Genomic DNA, 18,684 nt, shown 5'->3' with positions numbered 1-18,684 from the left:
TCTGCTAGCTCCCTCGGTAAACGGAGTAGCCGAACGGGTTGAGCAGCAGCGGTACGTGGTAGTGCTCGCCCGGCCTGACGGCGAAGGTGATGGTCACCTCGGGGAAGAACGTCTCGCTGTCCCGATTCGCGGGGGCGTCCTGCTGCGCATCGGCTTGCTGTGTCGCTGATGTCGGCTCGAAGTACGCCTCGACCGCGAAGTCGAGCCGTACGTGGGTCGTGCCCTCCGGCAGGTCCGGAAGGTCCTTGCACCGGCCGTCCGCGTCGGTCGCGGAGCCGCCGAGCGCCCGCCAGTCGCCCGCGCGCCCGGCACGGGCGGCGAGCCGGACGGCGACGCCCTCGGCGGGGCGGCCGACGCTGGTGTCCAGGATGTGGGTGGACACGGAGGCGGTGGTGTCGGTGCTCATGCCTCTTCTTCCTGTACGAGATTGCCGAGCCGGATGCGGTTGATCTTCCCCAGTTCGCCGCGGACGATCTCGCGCTCCCGCCCGGCCGGGTTGCCGAGCCGCTCCCTGACCGCGTCGCGCATCTGCTCGCCGGTCCGGCCGGTGGCGCAGATGAGGAAGACGTGGCCGAACCTCTCCTGGTAGGCCAGGTTCAGTTCGAGCATCTCCTCCTTGAGCTCCTCGGAGGCGCCGGCCATCCCGCGCTGCTCCCGGGAGGACGTCGGGTCACCGGGCTTCGGCCGCCCGATGGGCGGATGCCCGGCCATCGCCTCGGCCAGGTCAGCCGCGGTCAGGTCGGCCATGGCGGCGTCGCTCGCGGCGTACAGGGCGTCGGCGGTGGCGTAGGGGCGGTCGGCGAGCAGCCGCTCGCCCCACGCTCGGGAGGCGCACGCCTCGTGGAGAGCGGCGCGGGCCGCGTGCTCCTCCAGTGCGTTGAACCGGGCGAGGCCGCCTGGTGTCGTACTCGAAGTCACGGGAAGCCTCCGTGGCCTGGTGCTGGACGGGCTGCGGATAGCTAACGCCCTCGGAAACACCACGTCAACACTTTGTTGAAAACTTCGGGTAACAAAAACCGCCGCCCGGACGTTCCGGGCGGCGGTGGCCGGCGGTGGGGCGCACCCCGCCGCCTCACGCGATGATCTCGCAGGTCAGGAGCCCCTCAGGAGCCCTTCTCGCGGTTCAGGTAGTTGTAGACGGTGAAGCGGCTGACGCCGAGGGCGCCGGCGACGGTCTCGACGCCGTGCCGCACCGCGAAGGCCCCGCGCGCCTCCAGGATGCGCACCACCTCCTGCTTGGCGCGCCGGTCGAGGTCCGCGAGCGGCTTGCCCTGCTTGCGCTCCAGGGCGGCCAGGATGTGGTCGAGCGAGTCGGCGAGCTGCGGCAGGCGCACCGCGACGACGTCGACCCCCTCCCAGGACAGCACGACGTCGTCGGCGCCGGCCTGCCCGGGCGGCAGCATCTCGCCCCCCATCGCGTCGACCAGCGGCTTGACCGCCGTGACGAAGGGGTCGTCCCCGATTCCGGTCACTTATCGCCCTCCCCGACGGCACCCACGACGTTGACCTGGAGCGAGACCCGGGTGGCACCGGCCTCCAGGGCTCTGCGCAGCAGCGCGTCGACCGCGGTCAGCACGGAGTCCGCGCCGCCCTCCGCGGTGTTGCCGAACGGGCCGACGTCCACGGCCTCCAGTTCGGCGGCCTCGATGACCTCGCGGGCGACCAGCGCGTGGCGGGGCGCTTCCTCGAGATCGAAGGGCTCGGTCGTGAACTCCACTCTCAATCGCACGGGCTCAACCTACTGCGCGGCGCCGCGCCGCGGGCAGCCCCCTCCGGAGCGGAACGGCCCTCGCACCCCCTCGCGGACACCCCGCCGGGCACGGCGGACGGGCCGCGGAGCGCGAGCGCTTTCGCGGGCACCCCCTTGACAAGCCCGAACACTCGACGGCAATCTTCCATTAAGCAGAAACGAAGTTCCGCTATACGGAATCCGGAACACGGAACCGATACGGACAGCCGGCCCGGCCGACAGCACGGCCGCCAGTACGGAAGGGAGCGCCGACCCCCATGGGATTCGCAGACCAGCGCTTCAACGTCAACCTGTCGATCCTCTTCACGGAACTCCCGCTCCTGGAGCGCCCCGCGGCCGCCGCCGCGGCGGGCTTCACCGCGGTCGAGCTGTGGTGGCCCTGGGTCGACTCCCCCACCCCCGAGCAGTCCGAACTCGACGCCCTCCGGACGGCGATCGAGGACGCGGGCGTCCGGCTCACGGGGCTGAACTTCTACGCCGGGCAGCTGCCCGGCCCGGACCGGGGCGCCCTGTCGGTCCCCGGCGAGGAGTCGCAGCGGTTCCGCGCCAACATCGACGTGGCCGCCGGCTTCGCCCGGTCGCTCGGCTGCACGGCGCTCAACGCGCTGTACGGCAACCGCGTCGAGGGCGTGGACCCGGCCGAGCAGGACGCGCTCGCGCTGGAGAACCTGGTCCTCGCGGCCCGGGCCGCCGACCGGATCGGCGCGGTCCTGCTGATCGAGACGCTCAACGAGCCGGAGTCGCCGCGCTACCCGCTGGTGAGCGCCCCGGCCGGTGTCGCGATCGTCGACAAGGTCAACGCGGCGACGGGCCTCGGCAACGCCAGGTTCCTCATGGACCTCTACCACCTGTCCATGAACGGCGAGGACCTGCCGCAGGTGATCGCCGCCTACGCCGACCGGACCGGTCACGTGCAGATCGCCGACAACCCCGGCCGCGGCGCCCCGGGCACCGGCACCCTCCCGCTGGAGGAGCTCCTCGACCAGCTGGCCAAGGCCGGTTACGAGGGCTTCGTCGGGCTGGAGTACAAGCCGGGCGACCGGCCGAGCGCGGAGTCCTTCGACTGGCTGCCCGCCGCCGCCCGCCCCGCCCGCTGAGCGGCACCCCGAAGACGCAGCAGAGATTTCAGAGAGGCACCCTCATGAGCAACACCAATCTGCCCAAGGTCGCTTGGATCGGTCTCGGCATCATGGGCTCGCCCATGTCGGAGAACCTGATCAAGGCCGGCTACGACGTCACCGGCTTCACCCTGGAGGCGGACAAGCTGGAGCGCCTGTCCGCCGCCGGCGGCACCGCCGCGGGGTCGATCGCCGAGGCCGTCCGGGACGCCGACGTGGTCGTCACGATGGTGCCGGCCTCCCCGCAGGTCGAGGCCATCGCCTACGGGCCGGACGGCATCCTGGAGAACGCCCGGTCCGGCGCGCTGCTGATCGACATGTCCTCCATCACCCCGCAGACCTCGGTGGACCTCGCGAAGGCGGCGAAGGACAAGGGCATCCGCGTCCTGGACGCCCCGGTGTCCGGCGGCGAGGCCGGCGCGATCGAGGCCGTCCTGTCCATCATGGTGGGCGGCGAGCAGGCCGACTTCGACGCGGCCGAGCCGCTCTTCGAGGCGCTCGGCAAGACCATCGTGCTGTGCGGTCCGCACGGCTCGGGCCAGACGGTGAAGGCCGCCAACCAGCTCATCGTGGCCGTGAACATCCAGGCGTGCGCCGAGGCCGTGGTCTTCCTGGAGAAGTCCGGCGTGGACCTCAAGGCCGCGCTCGACGTGCTCGGCGGCGGTCTCGCCGGCTCCACCGTGCTGGCGCGCAAGAAGGACAACTTCCTCAGCCGCGACTTCAAGCCGGGCTTCCGCATCGACCTGCACCACAAGGACATGGGCATCGTCACGGACGCCGCCCGCACCGTCGGTGCCGCCCTGCCCGTGGGCGCCGTGGTCGCGCAGCTCGTCGCCGGCCTGCGCGCGCAGGGCGACGGGGGCCTGGACCACTCCGCGCTGCTGCGTGCCGTCGAGCGCCTCTCCGGCGCCCGGATCTGACCCACCCCGCTCCGGCACTTCGCGGCGAGAGCCGGCCGAACACCCGAGCGGGCTCCCCGAACCTCCGGGCCGCGGTGGCGCCGACACCTGTCCTGTCGCGCCCAGGCGCCACCGCGGCCCGGATCCACTTCAACAAACTGTTGACGTCTCGTTCGCCCCGAACCTAGGCTCCACGAAGCGGAAGTGGTCCACATAGCGGAAGAAGGTTTCCGCTGACCCCGCTGCCCACACGTACGGAAGGTCCACGATGTCGAAGCGCGTGCTCACGACCGAGTCCGGCGCCCCAGTCGCCGACAACCAGAACTCCGCCACCGCCGGCGTCGGTGGCCCGCTCCTCCTCCAGGACCAGCACCTTCTGGAGAAGCTCGCCCGGTTCAACCGCGAGCGCATCCCGGAGCGCGTGGTGCACGCCCGCGGCTCCGGCGCGTACGGCTACTTCGAGGTCACCGACGACGTCACCGGCTTCACGCACGCCGACTTCCTGGACACGGTGGGCAAGCGCACCGAGGTCTTCCTGCGCTTCTCGACCGTCGCCGACAGCCTGGGCGGCGCCGACGCGGTCCGCGACCCCCGCGGCTTCGCGGTGAAGTTCTACACCGAGGAGGGCAACTACGACCTCGTCGGCAACAACACCCCGGTCTTCTTCGTCAAGGACCCCGTCAAGTTCCCCGACTTCATCCACTCCCAGAAGCGCGACCCGTTCACGGGCAGGCAGGAGCCGGACAACGTCTGGGACTTCTGGGCGCACGCCCCCGAGGCCACGCACCAGGTGACCTGGCTGATGGGCGACCGCGGCATCCCCGCCTCGTACCGCCACATGAACGGCTACGGCTCGCACACCTACCAGTGGACGAACGCCGAGGGCGAGGCCTTCTTCGTCAAGTACCACTTCAAGACCAACCAGGGGGTCCGCAGCCTCTCCACCGAGCAGGCCCAGGACCTCGCGGGCAAGGACGCCGACTCGCACCAGACGGACCTGCTCCAGGCCATCGAGCGCGGCGTGAACCCCTCGTGGACGCTGCACGTGCAGCTCATGCCGGCCGCCGAGGCCGCCGAGTACCGCTTCAACCCGTTCGACGTCACCAAGGTGTGGCCGCACAAGGACTACCCGCTCCGGCGCGTCGGCCGGCTGGTCCTGGACCGCAACCCCGACAACGTCTTCGCCGAGGTCGAACAGGCGGCGTTCTCCCCGAACAACTTCGTTCCGGGCATCGGCCCGTCGCCCGACAAGATGCTCCAGGGCCGCCTGTTCGCCTACGCGGACGCGCACCGCTACCGCCTGGGCGTCAACCACACCCAGCTCGCCGTGAACGCGCCCAGGGCCACCACCGCCCACAACTACGGCCGCGACGGTCTCATGGCGTCCAACGCGCAGGGCCGCGGCGCGAAGAACTACGAGCCCAACTCCTACGACGGTCCCGCCGAGACCGGCCGCCCGCTCTCGGCGCCGCTCGCCGTGCACGGGCACACGGGCACCCACGAGGCCCCGCTGCACACCAAGGACGACCACTTCTTCCAGGCGGGCGAGCTCTATCGGCTGATGTCGGCCGACGAGCGCTCGCGCCTGGTGGCGAACATCGCCGGCGGCCTCGCACAGGTCTCCCGCGACGACGTCATCGACAAGAACCTCGCCCACTTCCACGCCGCCGACCCGGAGTACGGCCGGCGCGTGGAGGAAGCGGTCCGCGCCCTGCGCGAGGACTGAGGACACGACTCGCGTACCGCCTCCGACGGGAGGTCGGGGCGGTACGCGTAGCCCGCGGAGACCATGCGGCCCGGATGAGGGGTGGCCGCAGGACCCGCCGCGGGCAAGGCGAGGACCGCGGCGGCATACGAGCCAGTGCGGTGGTCAAGGTCCCGGGAGCCCCTTCTCGACCTGAGGGGAGAGGTCTCACGGTTCCGTCGCATCCGCCGCGGTCCCAGCCACACCCGTCCGCCATCCCGCCCTCACGGGCCCAATGCCCCGTCCGGCGGCGCGAACGTCCTGTCGCGCCCAGCCTCGCGCCGTCGGACGGCAACCACGCGCACCGCCGACGACGGGCGCCGGTACGGATCTCCCGTGCCGGCGCCCGTCCGCGCGTGCGCTCCCCGGGCCGGGCCGGTTCCCTCCGGCTCCGGGTGCGGAACCGGGCCGCGCGCAGCAGCCTGGGACCATGGAGGCTGACGGCATGGACATTCCCCCGACCGTGGTGCACCCGCCCGGCCTGGACGGATCGCGGCGGGTCACCGAGGGCGACCGGCTGCTCGGCATCGCGTACCACCTGGACGACGTGGTGGAGATCCTGCGCCGGGCGGACGTCGACCTGGACGCGATCGAGGTCGAGAAGACCGACATCATCGAGTGGCTGGGCGGCGGCCCCGACGACTGGCCCGGACTCTCCGAGTACCCCGAGGACGCGGTCCCCGGGGAGTGAGAGGGCCGGACGGCACGCGGTACCGGAGTTCCCGGAGCCGGGGAAGACCCGGGCACGCGAACGGACCGCGTTCGGGCCCCGGGGGTACACCAGCGGTCGTACGCCTCCTACGGAACCCTCAAATCAAGCTCTGAACACCGCCGCGGGGGCTTCAACTCCCCGCGGATGAGGCACATTCTCAGCACAAGGGGCCCGCCGGCACGGGGGCGGCGGGTCCCTCACGGGGGTACACGGGGGAACGGGGAAGCACCATCGGGCGGCGCGGCGGCCACGGACACGGGGCCGCCGCGCCGTCGTGTGCTCCGGCCGCGCGGAGGGCGCGGTGTCCCGGCAGGGACTCCGCTCGGCGCCGGCGAGCCGGGAGCCGCACGGGGCCGCCGGAGGGAACCGGCCCCCCGCTCACGGTCGGGACCTCAGCGGCCCCGCCGGCGGCTCGGGCTCCTGACCCGGGACGGACCGGCGGCCCCCGGGTCGTCGAGGAACGGCAGGACGTGCCGCAGGAAGAGTCCCGGACGTTCGTTGTACGGCTCGTGCCCCGTGGGCAGCAGCACGCTCGACGTCGTCGCCGGGAGCCGCCGCAGGGCACGGCGTCCGTCGAGGAGGGCGGGGACGACCGGGTCGCGTCTCCCCCACAGCAGCAGGACCGGCAGGTCGAGCGCGGCGAGGCCGGTGAGTTCGGCGCCGGGGTCGGCGAGGGCGCGCCAGAGGGCGCAGTGCACGGCCAGCCGCCGCTCCTCGTGCGGGAGCCGGCACGCCCGGGCGTACGTCTGGCGTGAGCTGGGGGTGCCCAGCCGGCCGAGGCAGGCCCGTGCCAGCGGAGCGGCCAGCCGGCGGGCCCGGGCCGGGCGGCCCATCACCTCGCGGCAGAACCAGCGGGTGGCGGCGGAGTGCCGGGTGAAGCCGGCCGGGGCGACCAGGACCAGGGCGGAGACGGTGGCGGCGCACGGGCGCTGGGCGAGGCGGCAGGCGACGTACCCGCCGACGCTGTTGCCGAGGACGGCGATCCGGCGCACGCCGTGCCGCTCGGCCAGCACGCGGACCACCCGCCGCGCCACCTCCACCAGCCCTTCGGGGGTGACCCGTTCCGGGTCGCGCGCGGTGGAGCCGCCGTAGCCGGGCCAGTCGACCACGTAGGTGCGGTGCCGGTCGGCCAGTGCGGGCAGCACGGCGTCGAAGTCCCGCCCGTCTCCCGGATTGGCGTGCAGCAGGAGCAGCGCGGGCGCCTGCTCCCGGGAGGGGACCCGCCGCGTCCGGGTGGGGCCGACGGGCTCCGCGAGGCAGCGCACGGCGATGTCGCCGAGGGGGGTGGGGACGGTCATCCGCATGGGGCGAGCATGCCGGACGGGTGCGCTCCTGGGAACAACGCGCGGATGCGGCGGTACGCGTGAGGGCGGCCCGTCCCCGCGGGGACGGGCCGCCCTCACGCGCGGCGGGTGCCGGGTCAGACCTTGAGGGTCCGGATCGCGGTGGGCGTGTGCCCCGGCTCGGTGGCGACCTCCTCGAACTCCACGACGGCGCCGATGTCGTTGGTCTTGCTCATGGCGATGTTGGTGACACGCTCCAGGATCGCCTCGACGACGACGGGGACCCGGAACTCCGCGGCGAGCTTCCTGGCCTGCTCGAAGGCCGCGCCGAGTTCGCTCGGGTCGGTGACGCGGATGGCCTTGCAGCCGAGCCCCTCGACCACCTTGACGTGGTCGACGCCGTAGACGCCCAGCTCGGGCGAGTTGATGTTCTCGAACTCCAGGTTGACCTGGAAGTTGATGTCCAGCCCGATCTGCGCCTGCCGGATCAGGCCCAGGTAGGCGTTGTTGACGAGGACGTGGACGTAGGGAATGCGGTGCTGGGCGCCGACGGCCAGTTCCTCGATCATGAACTGGAAGTCGTAGTCGCCGGACAGGGCGACGACCTGGGCGTCCGGGTCGGCCTTGGCGACGCCGAGGGCGGCCGGGACGGTCCAGCCGAGCGGGCCCGCCTGACCGCAGTTGATCCAGTGGCGCGGCCGGTAGACGTGCAGCATCTGGGCGCCGGCGATCTGCGAGAGGCCGATGGTGGAGACGTACCGGGTCTCCGGGCCGAACGCCTTGTTCATCTCCTCGTAGACCCGCTGCGGCTTGATGGGGATGTCGTCGAAGTGCGTACGGCGCTGGAGGGTGGCGCGCTTCTCCTGTGCGGAGGCGGCCCAGGCGGACCGGTCGGGCAGCCGGCCGGCCGCCTTCAGCTCGCGCGCCACCTCGACGAAGAGTTCCAGCGCGGCCTTCGCGTCGGAGGCGATGCCGTACTCGGGGGCGAAGATCCTGCCGATCTGGGTGGGCTCGATGTCGACGTGCACGAAGGTACGGCCGGCCGTGTAGACGTCCAGGTTGCCGGTGTGGCGGTTGGCCCACCGGTTGCCGATGCCGAGGACGAAGTCGGACTCCAGGAAGGTCGCGTTGCCGTAGCGGTGCGAGGTCTGCAGACCCACCATGCCGGCGTTCAGCTCGTGGTCGTCGGGCAGGACGCCCCAGCCCATGAGGGTGGGGACGACCGGGGTTCCGGTCAACTCCGCGAACTCGACCAGGAGTTCGCAGGCATCGGCGTTGACGACACCGCCGCCGGCCACGATCAGGGGGCGCTCGGAGGCGTTCAGCAGCCCGATCGCCTTCTCGATCTGCGCGCGGGTCGCGGCCGGCTTGTAGGCCTGGAGCGGCTCGTACGTCTCGGGGTCGAACTCGATCTCGGTGAGCTGCACGTCGATGGGCAGGTCGATCAGGACCGGCCCGGGCCGGCCGGAGCGCATCAGGTGGAACGCCTGCTGGAACACGCCGGGGACCTGCGCGGCCTCCAGGACGGTGACCGCCATCTTGGTGACCGGGGCCGCGATCGAGGCGATGTCGACGGCCTGGAAGTCCTCTTTGTGGATGACCGCGGTCGGAGCCTGCCCGGTGATGCACAGGATCGGGATCGAGTCGCCGGTCGCGGAGTACAGGCCGGTGATCATGTCGGTGCCCGCCGGGCCCGAGGTGCCGATGCAGACGCCGATGTTGCCGGGGTGCGTGCGGGTGTAGCCCTCGGCCATGTGGGAGGCGCCCTCGACGTGGCGGGCGAGGGTGTGGTTGATGCCGCCGGACGCCTTGAGCGCCGCGTAGAAGGGGTTGATCGCCGCACCCGGGACGCCGAACGCGTTGCCGACGCCCTCGCGCTTGAGGATCTCGACTGCCGCGCGGGCAGCGGTCATACGAGCCATGGGGTTCTCCTGCTTCGGATGTCGGATTCTCCCGCTCCCGTCGCGCCCCGCGGAGAGCTTTAGATTCCGTATTGCGGAAACTAACTTCTACTATCTGGAAGCAATGTAGGCGGCGGCGGGGAGAGCGTCAAGGGTCGGCCGCCGGATCGGGCCCGGGTTCGGGGCCGTCGGGCCGTTTCGCTGCCGAAGGCACCCCGGCAGGAGGACGATGGACGCGCTGACCCGACGTGACGTCCTGGAGTGGGCCATGTCCGAGAGCGTGCCGGTGTGCTGCCCGGCCTGCCGCCGCGAGCACCGCTACGCGGCGCAGTCCTATCCGTGCGTGTGCGGGGCGCCGGTGGCGCCGTCGCTGGACGCCCGGGCGGAGCCGTCCGTCGTGACGGTGCGCGCCTGGGACGACGAATGGGCCACCGTGCGCTGCGCGGCCTGCTCCCGGGAGACCCAGTGGCCGCACCCGGAACTGGGCTGCGACTGCGGGACCATGCTGCGGATTCCGGTCCGCCCGGCGCCGGGCGAGGCGCGCCGGAGCGGTGCGGGCGGCGGCGGAGCGGGCCGCCGGGCGGGCGCTCCGGGCGACGGCCGCCCCGGCGTGCCCTCCCGACCGTCGGCGACCGGTCCGGCCGCGACCCCCTCCGACACCCCCGGCGCGGGCCCGTCGGCACCGGCCGGCCCGGGCACCGACGGGGCCGTCGGCACCGTCGCGCGGTCCGGCACCGGCGGCGCGGCCGGGTCCGGCCCGGGCACGGATCGCACCGCGGGGAACGCCCGCGATGCCGGCGGCACGGTGTGCGGCACCGCGGCCCGACGCGGCCCGGGCCGCGGCGGGCCGCGGTCCGACGCGGCATCGCCCGACCCGGACCACGGCAGCGGCGGAGCCGGTGACGGTGGCACCGACGGCGACGCGGACGGGAGCGGGGAGACGTCCGGGGGCAGGGCCGGGAGGAGTGAGAGGGACGGAGCCGAGGGCGAGGGCGGGGGTGGCCAACCGGGGCACGAAGTCGGCGGCTTTCCCGGCCACCGCGCGGAAGGCGACGCCACCGGGACCTCCGCCGCCGGCCGGGAGGGGGCCCGCGGCAGCGGTGCGCGGACGCAGGGGGCGCCGGACGGGCGGGCCCCGTTCCGGCCCGTCGCCATCCGGACCGCGCGGGACGCGGTCACCTCCGCCGCGCTCTACCTGCGCTGGCTGGGCCACCCCGACGTGCGGCGTGCCGATCAGCGGCCCACGTCGGGGATCGGGCTCGCCGCACGCGGCATCGTGGCCCAGGTGGACCCCGGCGTGCGGCCCGCCTCGCTGCGCGACGTGGAGTGCCTGTGGCTGACGGCCATGACGGAGTCGGCGGGCTGCGTGTACTTCTCACTGGCCGGCTACGCGGAGGACGCCCTCACCCGCGCCGACGACCTCGGCGTCGCACTGTTCGTCCTGGACCTCACCGGCACCCCGCAGCCGGTGAACAGCCCGGCCGACGACCTGCTCGCGGTGACCGGCTGAGGTCCGGCGGCGCCCGCCCGCAGACGCGCCGCGCCCGACCACCCGAGCGCTCCGGCCCTCGGTCCCGCCGACCCACCCGACCGCACGCAGGCCGGGCGGGCGGGCGGGGTGAACCGTGACGGGCCGGGTGAACCGTGACGGGCCGGAGCAGGCCGCGGGCACCGGAGAGGGCCGATCGGCCTCCGCCGCCCGCGGCTACTCCGCGTAGGTCTCGCGCAGTTCGATCTTCCGCACCTTGCCCGACACCGTCATCGGGAAGGAGTCCAGGACGCGCAGCCTGCTGGGGATCTTGTAGTGCGCGAGCCGGCCCTCGCAGAAGGACCGCAGGTCCTCCAGTGTGGGCGGGGCCGCCGGGTCCCGCGGGATGACGCAGGCGAGCACCTCCTCGCCGTACCGCTCGTGCGGGACGCCCACGACCTGGACGTCGGCGATCTTGGGGTGGGTGTAGAGGAACTCCTCGATCTCGCGCGGATAGATGTTCTCCCCACCACGGATGATCATGTCCTTGATGCGGCCGACGATCTCGACGTAGCCGTCCTCCCGCATCGCCGCGAGGTCCCCGGTGTGCATCCAGCGCCCGGCGTCGACGGCCTCGGCGGTCCGCTCGGGCTCCTCCCAGTAGCCGAGCATGACGCTGTAGCCGCGGGTGCACAGCTCCCCGGCCGTACCGCGCGGCACGGTGACGCCGGCCGCGTCGACGACCTTCACCTCCAGATGCGGCAGGACCCGCCCTACGGTGCCCGTGCGGTGCTCCAGGTCGTCGTCCCGGCGCGTCTGGAGGGAGACCGGCGAGGTCTCGGTCATGCCGTAGCAGATGGACACCTCCGCCATGTGCATCTCGGCGACCACCCGCTTCATCACCTCGACCGGGCACGGCGAGCCCGCCATGATGCCGGTGCGCAGGGTGGACAGGTCGTACGACGCGAAGCCGGGGAGGTTCAGCTCCGCGATGAACATGGTGGGAACGCCGTAGAGCGAGGTGCACCGCTCCCGCTGTACGGCCTCCAGGGTCGCCGCGGCGTCGAACGACGGGGCCGGGATGACGATGCACGCACCGTGCGAGGTGGCGGCCAGGTTCCCCATCACCATGCCGAAGCAGTGGTAGAAGGGCACCGGGACGCACACCCGGTCCTGCTCGGTGTAGCCGACCAACTCGCCCACGAAATAGCCGTTGTTGAGGATGTTGTGGTGGGAGAGGGTGGCCCCCTTGGGGAAGCCCGTGGTGCCCGAGGTGTACTGGATGTTGATGGGGTCGTCGCAGGACAACGCGCCCTCGCGGAGGCCGAGTTCCTCCGCCCGGTCCGGCGTCCCGCGGCCGAGCAGCGCGCTCCAGCTCGGGTCGCCGAAGTAGACGGTCTCCGTCAACCGCGGGCACCTGCCGCGCACGTCGTCGACCATCGCCCGGTAGTCGCTGCCCTTGTGGCGGAGCGAGGCGAACAGCAGGGAGATCCCGGCCTGCCGCAGGACGTACTCGACCTCGTGGGTGCGGTAGGCCGGGTTGATGTTCACCATGACGGCGCCGACCCGGGCGGTGGCGTACTGGACGAGCACCCACTCGGGGCAGTTGACGGCCCAGATGCCCACCCGGTCGCCCTGGGCGACGCCGGAGGCGAGCAGCGCGTACGCCAGCTCCTCCACGGCGGCGCCGAACTCGGCGTAGGTCCAGCGCCGTCCGGACGGCACGTCGACGAGCGCCTCGCGCTCCGGCCAGGCGGCGACCGCCCGGTCCAGGTCGGCCCCGATCGTGTCGCCGAGCAGCGGGGTGCTGCCCGTCCCGTGGGTGTACGACGGTGCGGTCACCGGAAGTCCTCCTCGCGGTACTCGGCGTCCGAGCCGGCGGCCGTGGCCTCGCGCAGCTCGATCCGGCGGATCTTGCCGGAGACGGTCTTGGGCAGCTCGCCGAACTCCAGCCGGCGGACGCGCTTGTAGGGCGCGAGGACCGAACGGGCGTGCTCGAAGAGCAGTTTGGCGGTGTCGGGCCCCGGCTCGTAGCCGGCCGCGAGGACGACGTACGCCTTCGGGACGGCGAGGCGCAGGTCGTCGGGGGCGGGGACGACGGCGGCCTCGGCGACCGCCTCGTGCTCCAGGAGGGCGCTCTCCAGCTCGAACGGCGAGATCTTGTAGTCGGACGCCTTGAACACGTCGTCGGCCCGGCCGACGTAGGTGATGTAGCCGTCGGCGTCCCGGGAGCCGATGTCGCCGGTGCGGTAGTAGCCGCCCGCCATCGCCTCGGCCGTCCGGTCCGGGTCGCCGTGGTACCCGGTCATCACGCCCACCGGGCGGTCGGACAGGTCGAGGGAGATCTCGCCCTCGACGGCCCCGGGGGCGCCCGACACCGGGTCGAGGAGCTCGACCCGGAAACCGGGACTGGGCCGCCCCATGGAGCCGGTCTTGAGCCGCTGGCCGGGGCTGTTGGACACCTGGACGGCGGTCTCCGTCTGGCCGAAGCCGTCCCGGACGGTGACGCCCCAGGCGCGCCGGACCTGTTCGACGACCTCCGGGTTCAGCGGCTCGCCGGCGGCGACCACCTCGCGCGGCGGGGTGCGCAGCTGGGTCAGGTCGGCCTGGATGAGCATGCGCCACACGGTGGGCGGGGCGCAGAAGGTGGTGACGCCCGCACGGTCCATCTCCGCCATCAGGCGGCCCGCGTCGAAGCGCGTGTAGTTGTGCAGGAAGACGGTGGCCTCGGCGTTCCACGGGGCGAACAGGTTCGACCAGGCGTGCTTCGCCCAGCCGGGTGAGGAGATGTTGAGGTGCACGTCGCCGGGACGGAGCCCGATCCAGTACATGGTGGACAGGTGCCCGACCGGATAGGAGACGTGGGTGTGCTCCACCAGCTTGGGGCGGGCGGTGGTGCCGGAGGTGAAGTACAGCATCAGCGGGTCGTCCGCGTGGGTGGGGCCGTCGGGCTCGAAGAGGGCGCCGGCGGCCTCTGCCTCCTCGTAGGGCTGCCAGCCGGGGGGTGCGCCGCCGACGGCGATCCGGGTGTAGCGGCCCGGCACGCCGGCGAACTTGCCCGCGTCCTCGGCCCGGGCGATCACGTGCCGGACCCGGCCGCGCTCGACCCGGTCGAGCAGGTCGGCGGGGCCCAGGAGCGGGGTGGCCGGGATGACGACGGCCCGCAGTTTCATCGCGGCGAGAGCGGTCTCCCACAGCTCGACCTGGTTGCCGAGCATGACGAGGATGCGGTCCTCGGCGCGCACCCCCCGGTCGCGCAGCCAGTTCGCGACGCGGTCGGAGCGCTCCGCCATCGCGGCGAAGGAGACCTCGGCACGGTCGCCGTTCTCCTCCACGATGTGCAGGGCGGTGCGTTCGTTGTCGCGCGCGATGACGTCGAACCAGTCGAGAGCCCAGTTGAACCGCTCCGGGCGGGGCCAGCGGAAGCCGTCGTAGGCCGTCCGGTAGTCCGCGCGGTGCTTCAGCAGGAAGTCCCGCGCGGCGCGGAACTCCCCCGTCGCGGCGTTCGTCGCCGTCATGTTTCCTCCTCGTTGCCGGACCGCCGCCTACCATCGTGTATGCCGTGATGCAGGTCTCACCACCCCCGAACGGGGGTGGCCCGCGTCGAGGGGGCGAGCAGGTGGCAGCAGACACCGAGGCTGCGGAGGTGCGGGGCGCGCTGGTGCGGCTGCGCCGCGCGACGGGACTGCCCGTCGCCTTCGGCGGCCTGGTCGACCCGGGCGGCCGTCTGGTGCGGATCAGCGAGCTGAGCGGCACGGCGACGGCGGCGCTGAGCGCGCTGGGCGTCTCCTCGGGCAACGGCCTGGGCGGCAAGGCGGTGGCCCTCGCCCGGCCGTGCGCGGTGACGGACTACTCGGCGTCCCGGCAGATCAGCCACGAGTACGACGTGGCGGTGGCGACCGAGGGACTGTGCTCCGTCCTGGCCGTTCCGGTGGTCGTCCGCCGTCGGGTGCGCGGGGTGCTGTACGGGGCGCTGCGGTCGCCGCACGCCCTGGGCGACCGCACGCTCGGCGCGGCCGTCGCGGCGGCCCGGGACGTGGAGCAGGCGCTGGTCGTGCGGGACGAGGTGCGCGGCCTGCTCGGCGTCGTGCGGGCGCCGGATCCGGCGGCGGACGGCGACCGCGGTGCCGGCGGCGCGGCGTGGGAGGAGGAGGTGCGGGAGGCGCACGGTGCGCTGCGGGCGCTGGCACCGCGTATCGCCGACGCCCGGCTGCGGGCCGAACTGCTCGCGGTGTGCGGCCGGCTGGCCGACGCCGCCGATCCGCACGAGGGGTCGCCCGCGCGGCACGCGGACCTCACGCCCCGTGAAGTGGACGTCCTGTCGTGTGTGGCGGCCGGTGCGACGAACGCGGTCGCCGCGGCCCGGCTGGGGCTCCGTCCGGAGACGGTGAAGGGCTACCTGCGCTCCGCGATGCGCAAACTCGGCGCGCACACCCGCCTGGAGGCGGTCGTCGCGGCGCGCCGGGCGGGACTGCTGCCGTGACGACGGTCTCCGCCGCCCGCCGCGCACCCGCCGCGCGGGCGGGCGGTGTCCGCTCCCGGGGGGGCTCCCGGGCGGAGCACCGTCCCGGCCTGAATTGGACGGTGCGGGACCGCTGTTATTTCCCTCACCACCCCGGCTGTCCGAAATTCAAAGAGACAATGCCTAACATTGGCCCGGACACGACACGTGAGGGGAGCGGCGACCGTGCGAGGGGACTTCCAGGAACCTGCGAGACCGCGCCCCGAGCTGGTCATCGGCCGGGAGGACCTGATGGCGGGGGCTCGCGAGCAGCTCGCCGGCGGGGGCAGTGTGCTGGTGCACGGCCCCGCCGGAATAGGAAAGTCGACCGTCCTGCGGGCACTGGCCGCGGAATGCGCCCCATCGGTCCGCACCGTGCTGCGCTGCTCCTCGACCGAGTCCGAATCCCATCTTCCCTTCCTGGCACTCGCCGATCTCCTGGGTCTGGTCGTGGACGAGATCGCCGACGGCCTGCCCGCTCCGCAGCGCACCGCGCTGGAGTCGGCGCTCACCGGCCGCGGCGAGTCCACCCTCCAGCGCGACGGTCTCGCGCTGCGCCTCGCCGTCCTGTCCGCGTTCCGCGCGCTCGCGGCGCGCGGCCCGGTGCTGATCGTCGCCGACGACCTCCAGTGGCTCGACCCGGCCAGCGCCGAGCTGCTGGGGTTCGCCGCCCGCCGGCTCGGCGGCATGCCGGTGCGGATGCTCTGCGCCGTGCGCACGGACCCCGAGCCGCGGGCCCAGGGGCACGACCGGTATCTACGCGCGTCCCCGCCGGACACCCTGACCGTCCGGGTCTCCCCGCTGTCCCGGGCCCAGGTGACCGAACTCCTCGGCCGGCGCGGCTACACCGGTCTGTCCCGGTCGACCGTGCGCGACATCCACCGCACCAGTGGGGGCAATCCGCTGTTCGCGCTGGAACTCGGGCGCGCGCTCGCGGAGTCGCCCACCCCGCCGAGTCCGGGCGAGCCGCTGCCGGTCCCGACGTCCCTGCGGGCGCTCGTGCTCAGCCGGCTGGACATGCTCTCCCCCGAGGCGCGCCGCACCCTGCTGGTGGCGAGCGCCGGAGCCCGCCCGACCCTCGCCCTGCTGCACGCCGCGGGCCGGGAGAACGCCGAGGCGGAGACGGCCTCCGCCGCCTCGCTGGGCCTGCTCGCCACCGACCGCGAGACCCCCGCCGTCCGCTTCGCCCACCCCCTGGTGTCGGCCGCGCTGTACGCCGAGGCGGACGCCCAGGAGCGGCGGGCCGCGCACGCGGCGCTGTCCGAGGCCGCCTCCGAACCGATCGAACGGGCCCGCCACCTGGCACTGTCCACCACGGGCACCGACCCGGCGGTCGCCGCCCGGCTCGCGGAGGCGGCGACGGCGGCCCGCGACCGCGGCGCGCCGTCGGTCGCCGCCGGGCTCGGGCTGCTCGCCGCCCGGCACACTCCCGCCGACGCCCGGCCCGGTCCGGACGAACGGCGGCTGCAGGCGGCCGAGGACGCGCTGACGGCCGGGGAGACGGATCTCGCCCGGGACATCGCCCGGCAGGTGCTCGACCGGGCCACCGCCGCCGCCGACCGGGTACGAGCCTGGATGGTCGTCGTGGACTCCGCCGGGCAGGCGATGGCCGAGATCGACGCCGTCTTCCCGCAGGCCCTCGCGGACGCCGGGGACGACCCCGGACTGGTGGCCCGCGTCCGCTACCAACTCGCCTGGCGCGCCCTGCTCATGGACGGCGAGACGGAAACGGCGCGCGAGGAGGCGGCGCACGCGGCGCGGCTCGCGGCACGCGCCGGGGACCGCCGCACCGAACTCCTCGCGCTCGGCTTCCAGGCGCAGATGGAGACGCTGATGGGGCACCCGGACGCGCCCGCGACCATCCGGCGGGCGATGCGGGAACCGCAGGACCCGCGGGTGGCGTGCGACCACAACGGCGCCGGGGCCGCCCGCTTCCGCTGGCTGGTCATGGGAGACCGGCTCACCGAGGCCCGTACGGCCGTCACCGCCCTGCTGCGCGAGGCCCGGCGGCGCGGCATGGTCGAGAGCGAACTGCACTTCCTGCGCGGGCTCGCCGAGACCGAACTGCGCTCCGGCCACTGCGGTCGTGCCCTCGACCTGGCGCGGGAGAGTCTCCGGCTGGCCCGCGACACGGGCCTCGGCGAGGCCGCCGGCGCCATGCTCACCTCGCTCGCCGAGGCGGCGGGCGGCGACGTGGACCGGGCGCTCGCGCTCGCGCGGGAGGCCGTGGACCGCGCCGAGGAGGACGGCGACCTGGTCTACCTCTCCCGCGCCCTCGGCGCCCTCGGGCACGCCCAGCTCGTCGCGGGGGACGCGGCGGCCTGCGTGCGGTCGCTGCGGCGCGTGCGGGAGTTGGAGGAGGACCTCGGCGTCGTCGACCCCGCACGCGGGCGCTGGCAGGGGGACCTCGCGGAGGCGCTGGTGCGGATCGGCGAGGTCGCCGAGGCGCAGGACGTCATCGACGTGACCCGGCAGCGCGCGCTGCGGCTGGAGCGCGAGAGCGTCCTCGCGGTGCTCGACCGCGCCGAGTCCCTGGTCCGGGCCGCGCGCGGCGAACAAGGCTTCGCGGAGCGGCAGTCGGCCTCCGCCCAGGAGCGGCTGGGAAAGCTGGGGCACGGCCTGGAGGAGGCCCGCGCCGCGTTCGCCCTGGCCGGGCTGCGCGCCCTGCCGCGGGCGCCCGGACCGCCGCGGCCGGCCGGGGCGGGCCTCCCGGGGCCCACCCTGTACGACGAGGCGGCCCGCCTCTTCCGCAGGTGCCGGGCGCTGCCCTGGCTCCGGGAGGTCGAGAAGGCGGCCGCCGCGCACCGTCCCGCCAAGCCGCCGCTCGCCCCGGCCGCGCTCGACACCCTCGCCACGACCGAGCGCCAGGTCGCCGCGCTCGTCATGGAGGGCGCCACCAACCGCGAGATAGCGGGACGTCTGTTCATCAGCGTCAAGACGGTGGAGGCGACCCTCACCCGGGTGTACCGGAAGCTGGGGATACGCTCTCGGGTCGACATCGTCCGGCTGGCGGCGGGCCGCCGGGCCGACTGAACCCGGCGCGGCCGGGTACCGGAGCGCGCGGGACACCCTGCCGGGCGGCCCGTGACGTTCCGCGGCGCCCGGCCGGCGAACCGGCCGGAACGCCGGAATCCGCCGTACGCGGGCCGCGGCGCGCGCCTCGTCCCCGCCCCGACCTGCGGCGACCGGGCGGCCGGCCCGTCAAACCTCGTCGAGCCCGTTCGAGGGTTTTCCCTGCGCCGGGCCGGCTAGGGGGTTCCCTCCTTGGGGTCGGGCGACCGCGCGCCCTAGCGTGTGGCCGTGCCGCT

At 73.8% G+C, this 18,684-nt stretch carries 14 protein-coding genes and 1 pseudogene; 7 read left to right on the top strand and 8 right to left on the bottom strand.

Annotated features, from left to right (window positions below; genetic code table 11):
* Positions 1 to 4: 4 nt before the first annotated feature.
* The 4 genes from uraH to ACGFS9_RS14665 form a co-directional block, all read right to left on the bottom strand.
* Entirely contained in the window at positions 5 to 406 is a 402-nt protein-coding gene (gene uraH, locus ACGFS9_RS14680) for a hydroxyisourate hydrolase (RefSeq protein ID WP_393253299.1), read from the bottom strand.
* Complete coding sequence (gene uraD / locus ACGFS9_RS14675; protein ID WP_393253297.1) at positions 403 to 918, bottom strand: 2-oxo-4-hydroxy-4-carboxy-5-ureidoimidazoline decarboxylase; 516 nt, start codon at positions 916 to 918, stop codon at positions 403 to 405. Before uraD ends, uraH begins: the two co-directional genes overlap by 4 nt.
* A gap of 185 nt (positions 919 to 1,103) precedes the next feature.
* A complete protein-coding gene (locus tag ACGFS9_RS14670) occupies positions 1,104 to 1,472 on the bottom strand; it encodes a helix-turn-helix domain-containing protein (RefSeq protein WP_393253295.1) in 369 nt (122 codons plus the stop codon).
* A complete protein-coding gene (locus ACGFS9_RS14665; protein WP_393253294.1) occupies positions 1,469 to 1,729 on the bottom strand; it encodes a hypothetical protein in 261 nt (86 codons plus the stop codon). The genes ACGFS9_RS14670 and ACGFS9_RS14665 overlap by 4 nt, the downstream gene beginning before the upstream one ends.
* Positions 1,730 to 2,007: 278 nt before the next feature.
* Here ACGFS9_RS14665 and ACGFS9_RS14660 point away from each other — a divergent pair, with 278 nt between their 5' ends.
* The 4 genes from ACGFS9_RS14660 to ACGFS9_RS14645 all read left to right on the top strand — a co-directional run bounded on the left by ACGFS9_RS14660 (position 2,008) and on the right by ACGFS9_RS14645 (position 6,202).
* On the top strand, positions 2,008 to 2,847 hold the full coding sequence (locus tag ACGFS9_RS14660) for a TIM barrel protein (protein WP_393253292.1): 840 nt from the start codon (positions 2,008 to 2,010) through the stop codon (positions 2,845 to 2,847).
* A gap of 44 nt (positions 2,848 to 2,891) precedes the next feature.
* Positions 2,892 to 3,788 (top strand): 2-hydroxy-3-oxopropionate reductase, encoded by an 897-nt coding sequence (locus ACGFS9_RS14655; RefSeq protein ID WP_393253291.1) that lies wholly within the window; start codon positions 2,892 to 2,894, stop codon positions 3,786 to 3,788.
* 247 nt (positions 3,789 to 4,035) lie between these two features.
* The gene (locus tag ACGFS9_RS14650) at positions 4,036 to 5,493 is read left to right on the top strand and encodes a catalase (protein ID WP_393253290.1); all 1,458 of its coding nucleotides are present in this window, start codon (positions 4,036 to 4,038) and stop codon (positions 5,491 to 5,493) included.
* Between the two features lie 463 nt (positions 5,494 to 5,956).
* Positions 5,957 to 6,202 (top strand): hypothetical protein, encoded by a 246-nt coding sequence (locus ACGFS9_RS14645; protein ID WP_393253288.1) that lies wholly within the window; start codon positions 5,957 to 5,959, stop codon positions 6,200 to 6,202.
* Positions 6,203 to 6,615: 413 nt separating this feature from the next.
* Here the strand turns inward: ACGFS9_RS14645 and ACGFS9_RS14640 are convergent, their stop codons facing one another.
* Positions 6,616 to 7,527, bottom strand: a complete 912-nt coding sequence (locus ACGFS9_RS14640) for an alpha/beta fold hydrolase (protein ID WP_393253287.1) — start codon at positions 7,525 to 7,527, stop codon at positions 6,616 to 6,618.
* Between the two features lie 116 nt (positions 7,528 to 7,643).
* Entirely contained in the window at positions 7,644 to 9,428 is a 1,785-nt protein-coding gene (gene gcl, locus ACGFS9_RS14635) for a glyoxylate carboligase (RefSeq protein ID WP_393253286.1), read from the bottom strand.
* Between the two features lie 1,105 nt (positions 9,429 to 10,533).
* Between gcl and ACGFS9_RS14630 the strand changes: the two are divergent.
* Positions 10,534 to 10,917 (top strand): annotated as a pseudogene (locus ACGFS9_RS14630) (hypothetical protein); the annotation flags it as partial.
* Between the two features lie 195 nt (positions 10,918 to 11,112).
* Here the strand turns inward: ACGFS9_RS14630 and ACGFS9_RS14625 are convergent.
* Positions 11,113 to 12,717, bottom strand: coding sequence for an AMP-binding protein (locus tag ACGFS9_RS14625; RefSeq protein ID WP_393253284.1), 1,605 nt, complete (start codon positions 12,715 to 12,717; stop codon positions 11,113 to 11,115).
* On the bottom strand, positions 12,714 to 14,393 hold the full coding sequence (locus ACGFS9_RS14620; RefSeq protein ID WP_393253283.1) for an AMP-binding protein: 1,680 nt from the start codon (positions 14,391 to 14,393) through the stop codon (positions 12,714 to 12,716). The genes ACGFS9_RS14625 and ACGFS9_RS14620 overlap by 4 nt, the downstream gene beginning before the upstream one ends.
* 47 nt (positions 14,394 to 14,440) lie before the next feature.
* Between ACGFS9_RS14620 and ACGFS9_RS14615 the strand changes: the two genes are divergently transcribed.
* On the top strand, positions 14,441 to 15,358 hold the full coding sequence (locus ACGFS9_RS14615; RefSeq protein WP_393253471.1) for a response regulator transcription factor: 918 nt from the start codon (positions 14,441 to 14,443) through the stop codon (positions 15,356 to 15,358).
* A 204-nt stretch (positions 15,359 to 15,562) separates the two neighbouring features.
* Positions 15,563 to 18,409 carry an AAA family ATPase gene (locus ACGFS9_RS14610; protein WP_393253282.1) on the top strand — a complete coding sequence of 949 codons (2,847 nt, stop codon included), beginning with the start codon at positions 15,563 to 15,565 and terminating at the stop codon, positions 18,407 to 18,409.
* Positions 18,410 to 18,684 lie beyond the last annotated feature (275 nt).

This window comes from Streptomyces sp. NPDC048566, from assembly GCF_043199735.1.
GTDB lineage: Bacteria > Actinomycetota > Actinomycetes > Streptomycetales > Streptomycetaceae > Streptomyces.
This window is presented reverse-complemented; position numbering and strand designations above follow the sequence as displayed.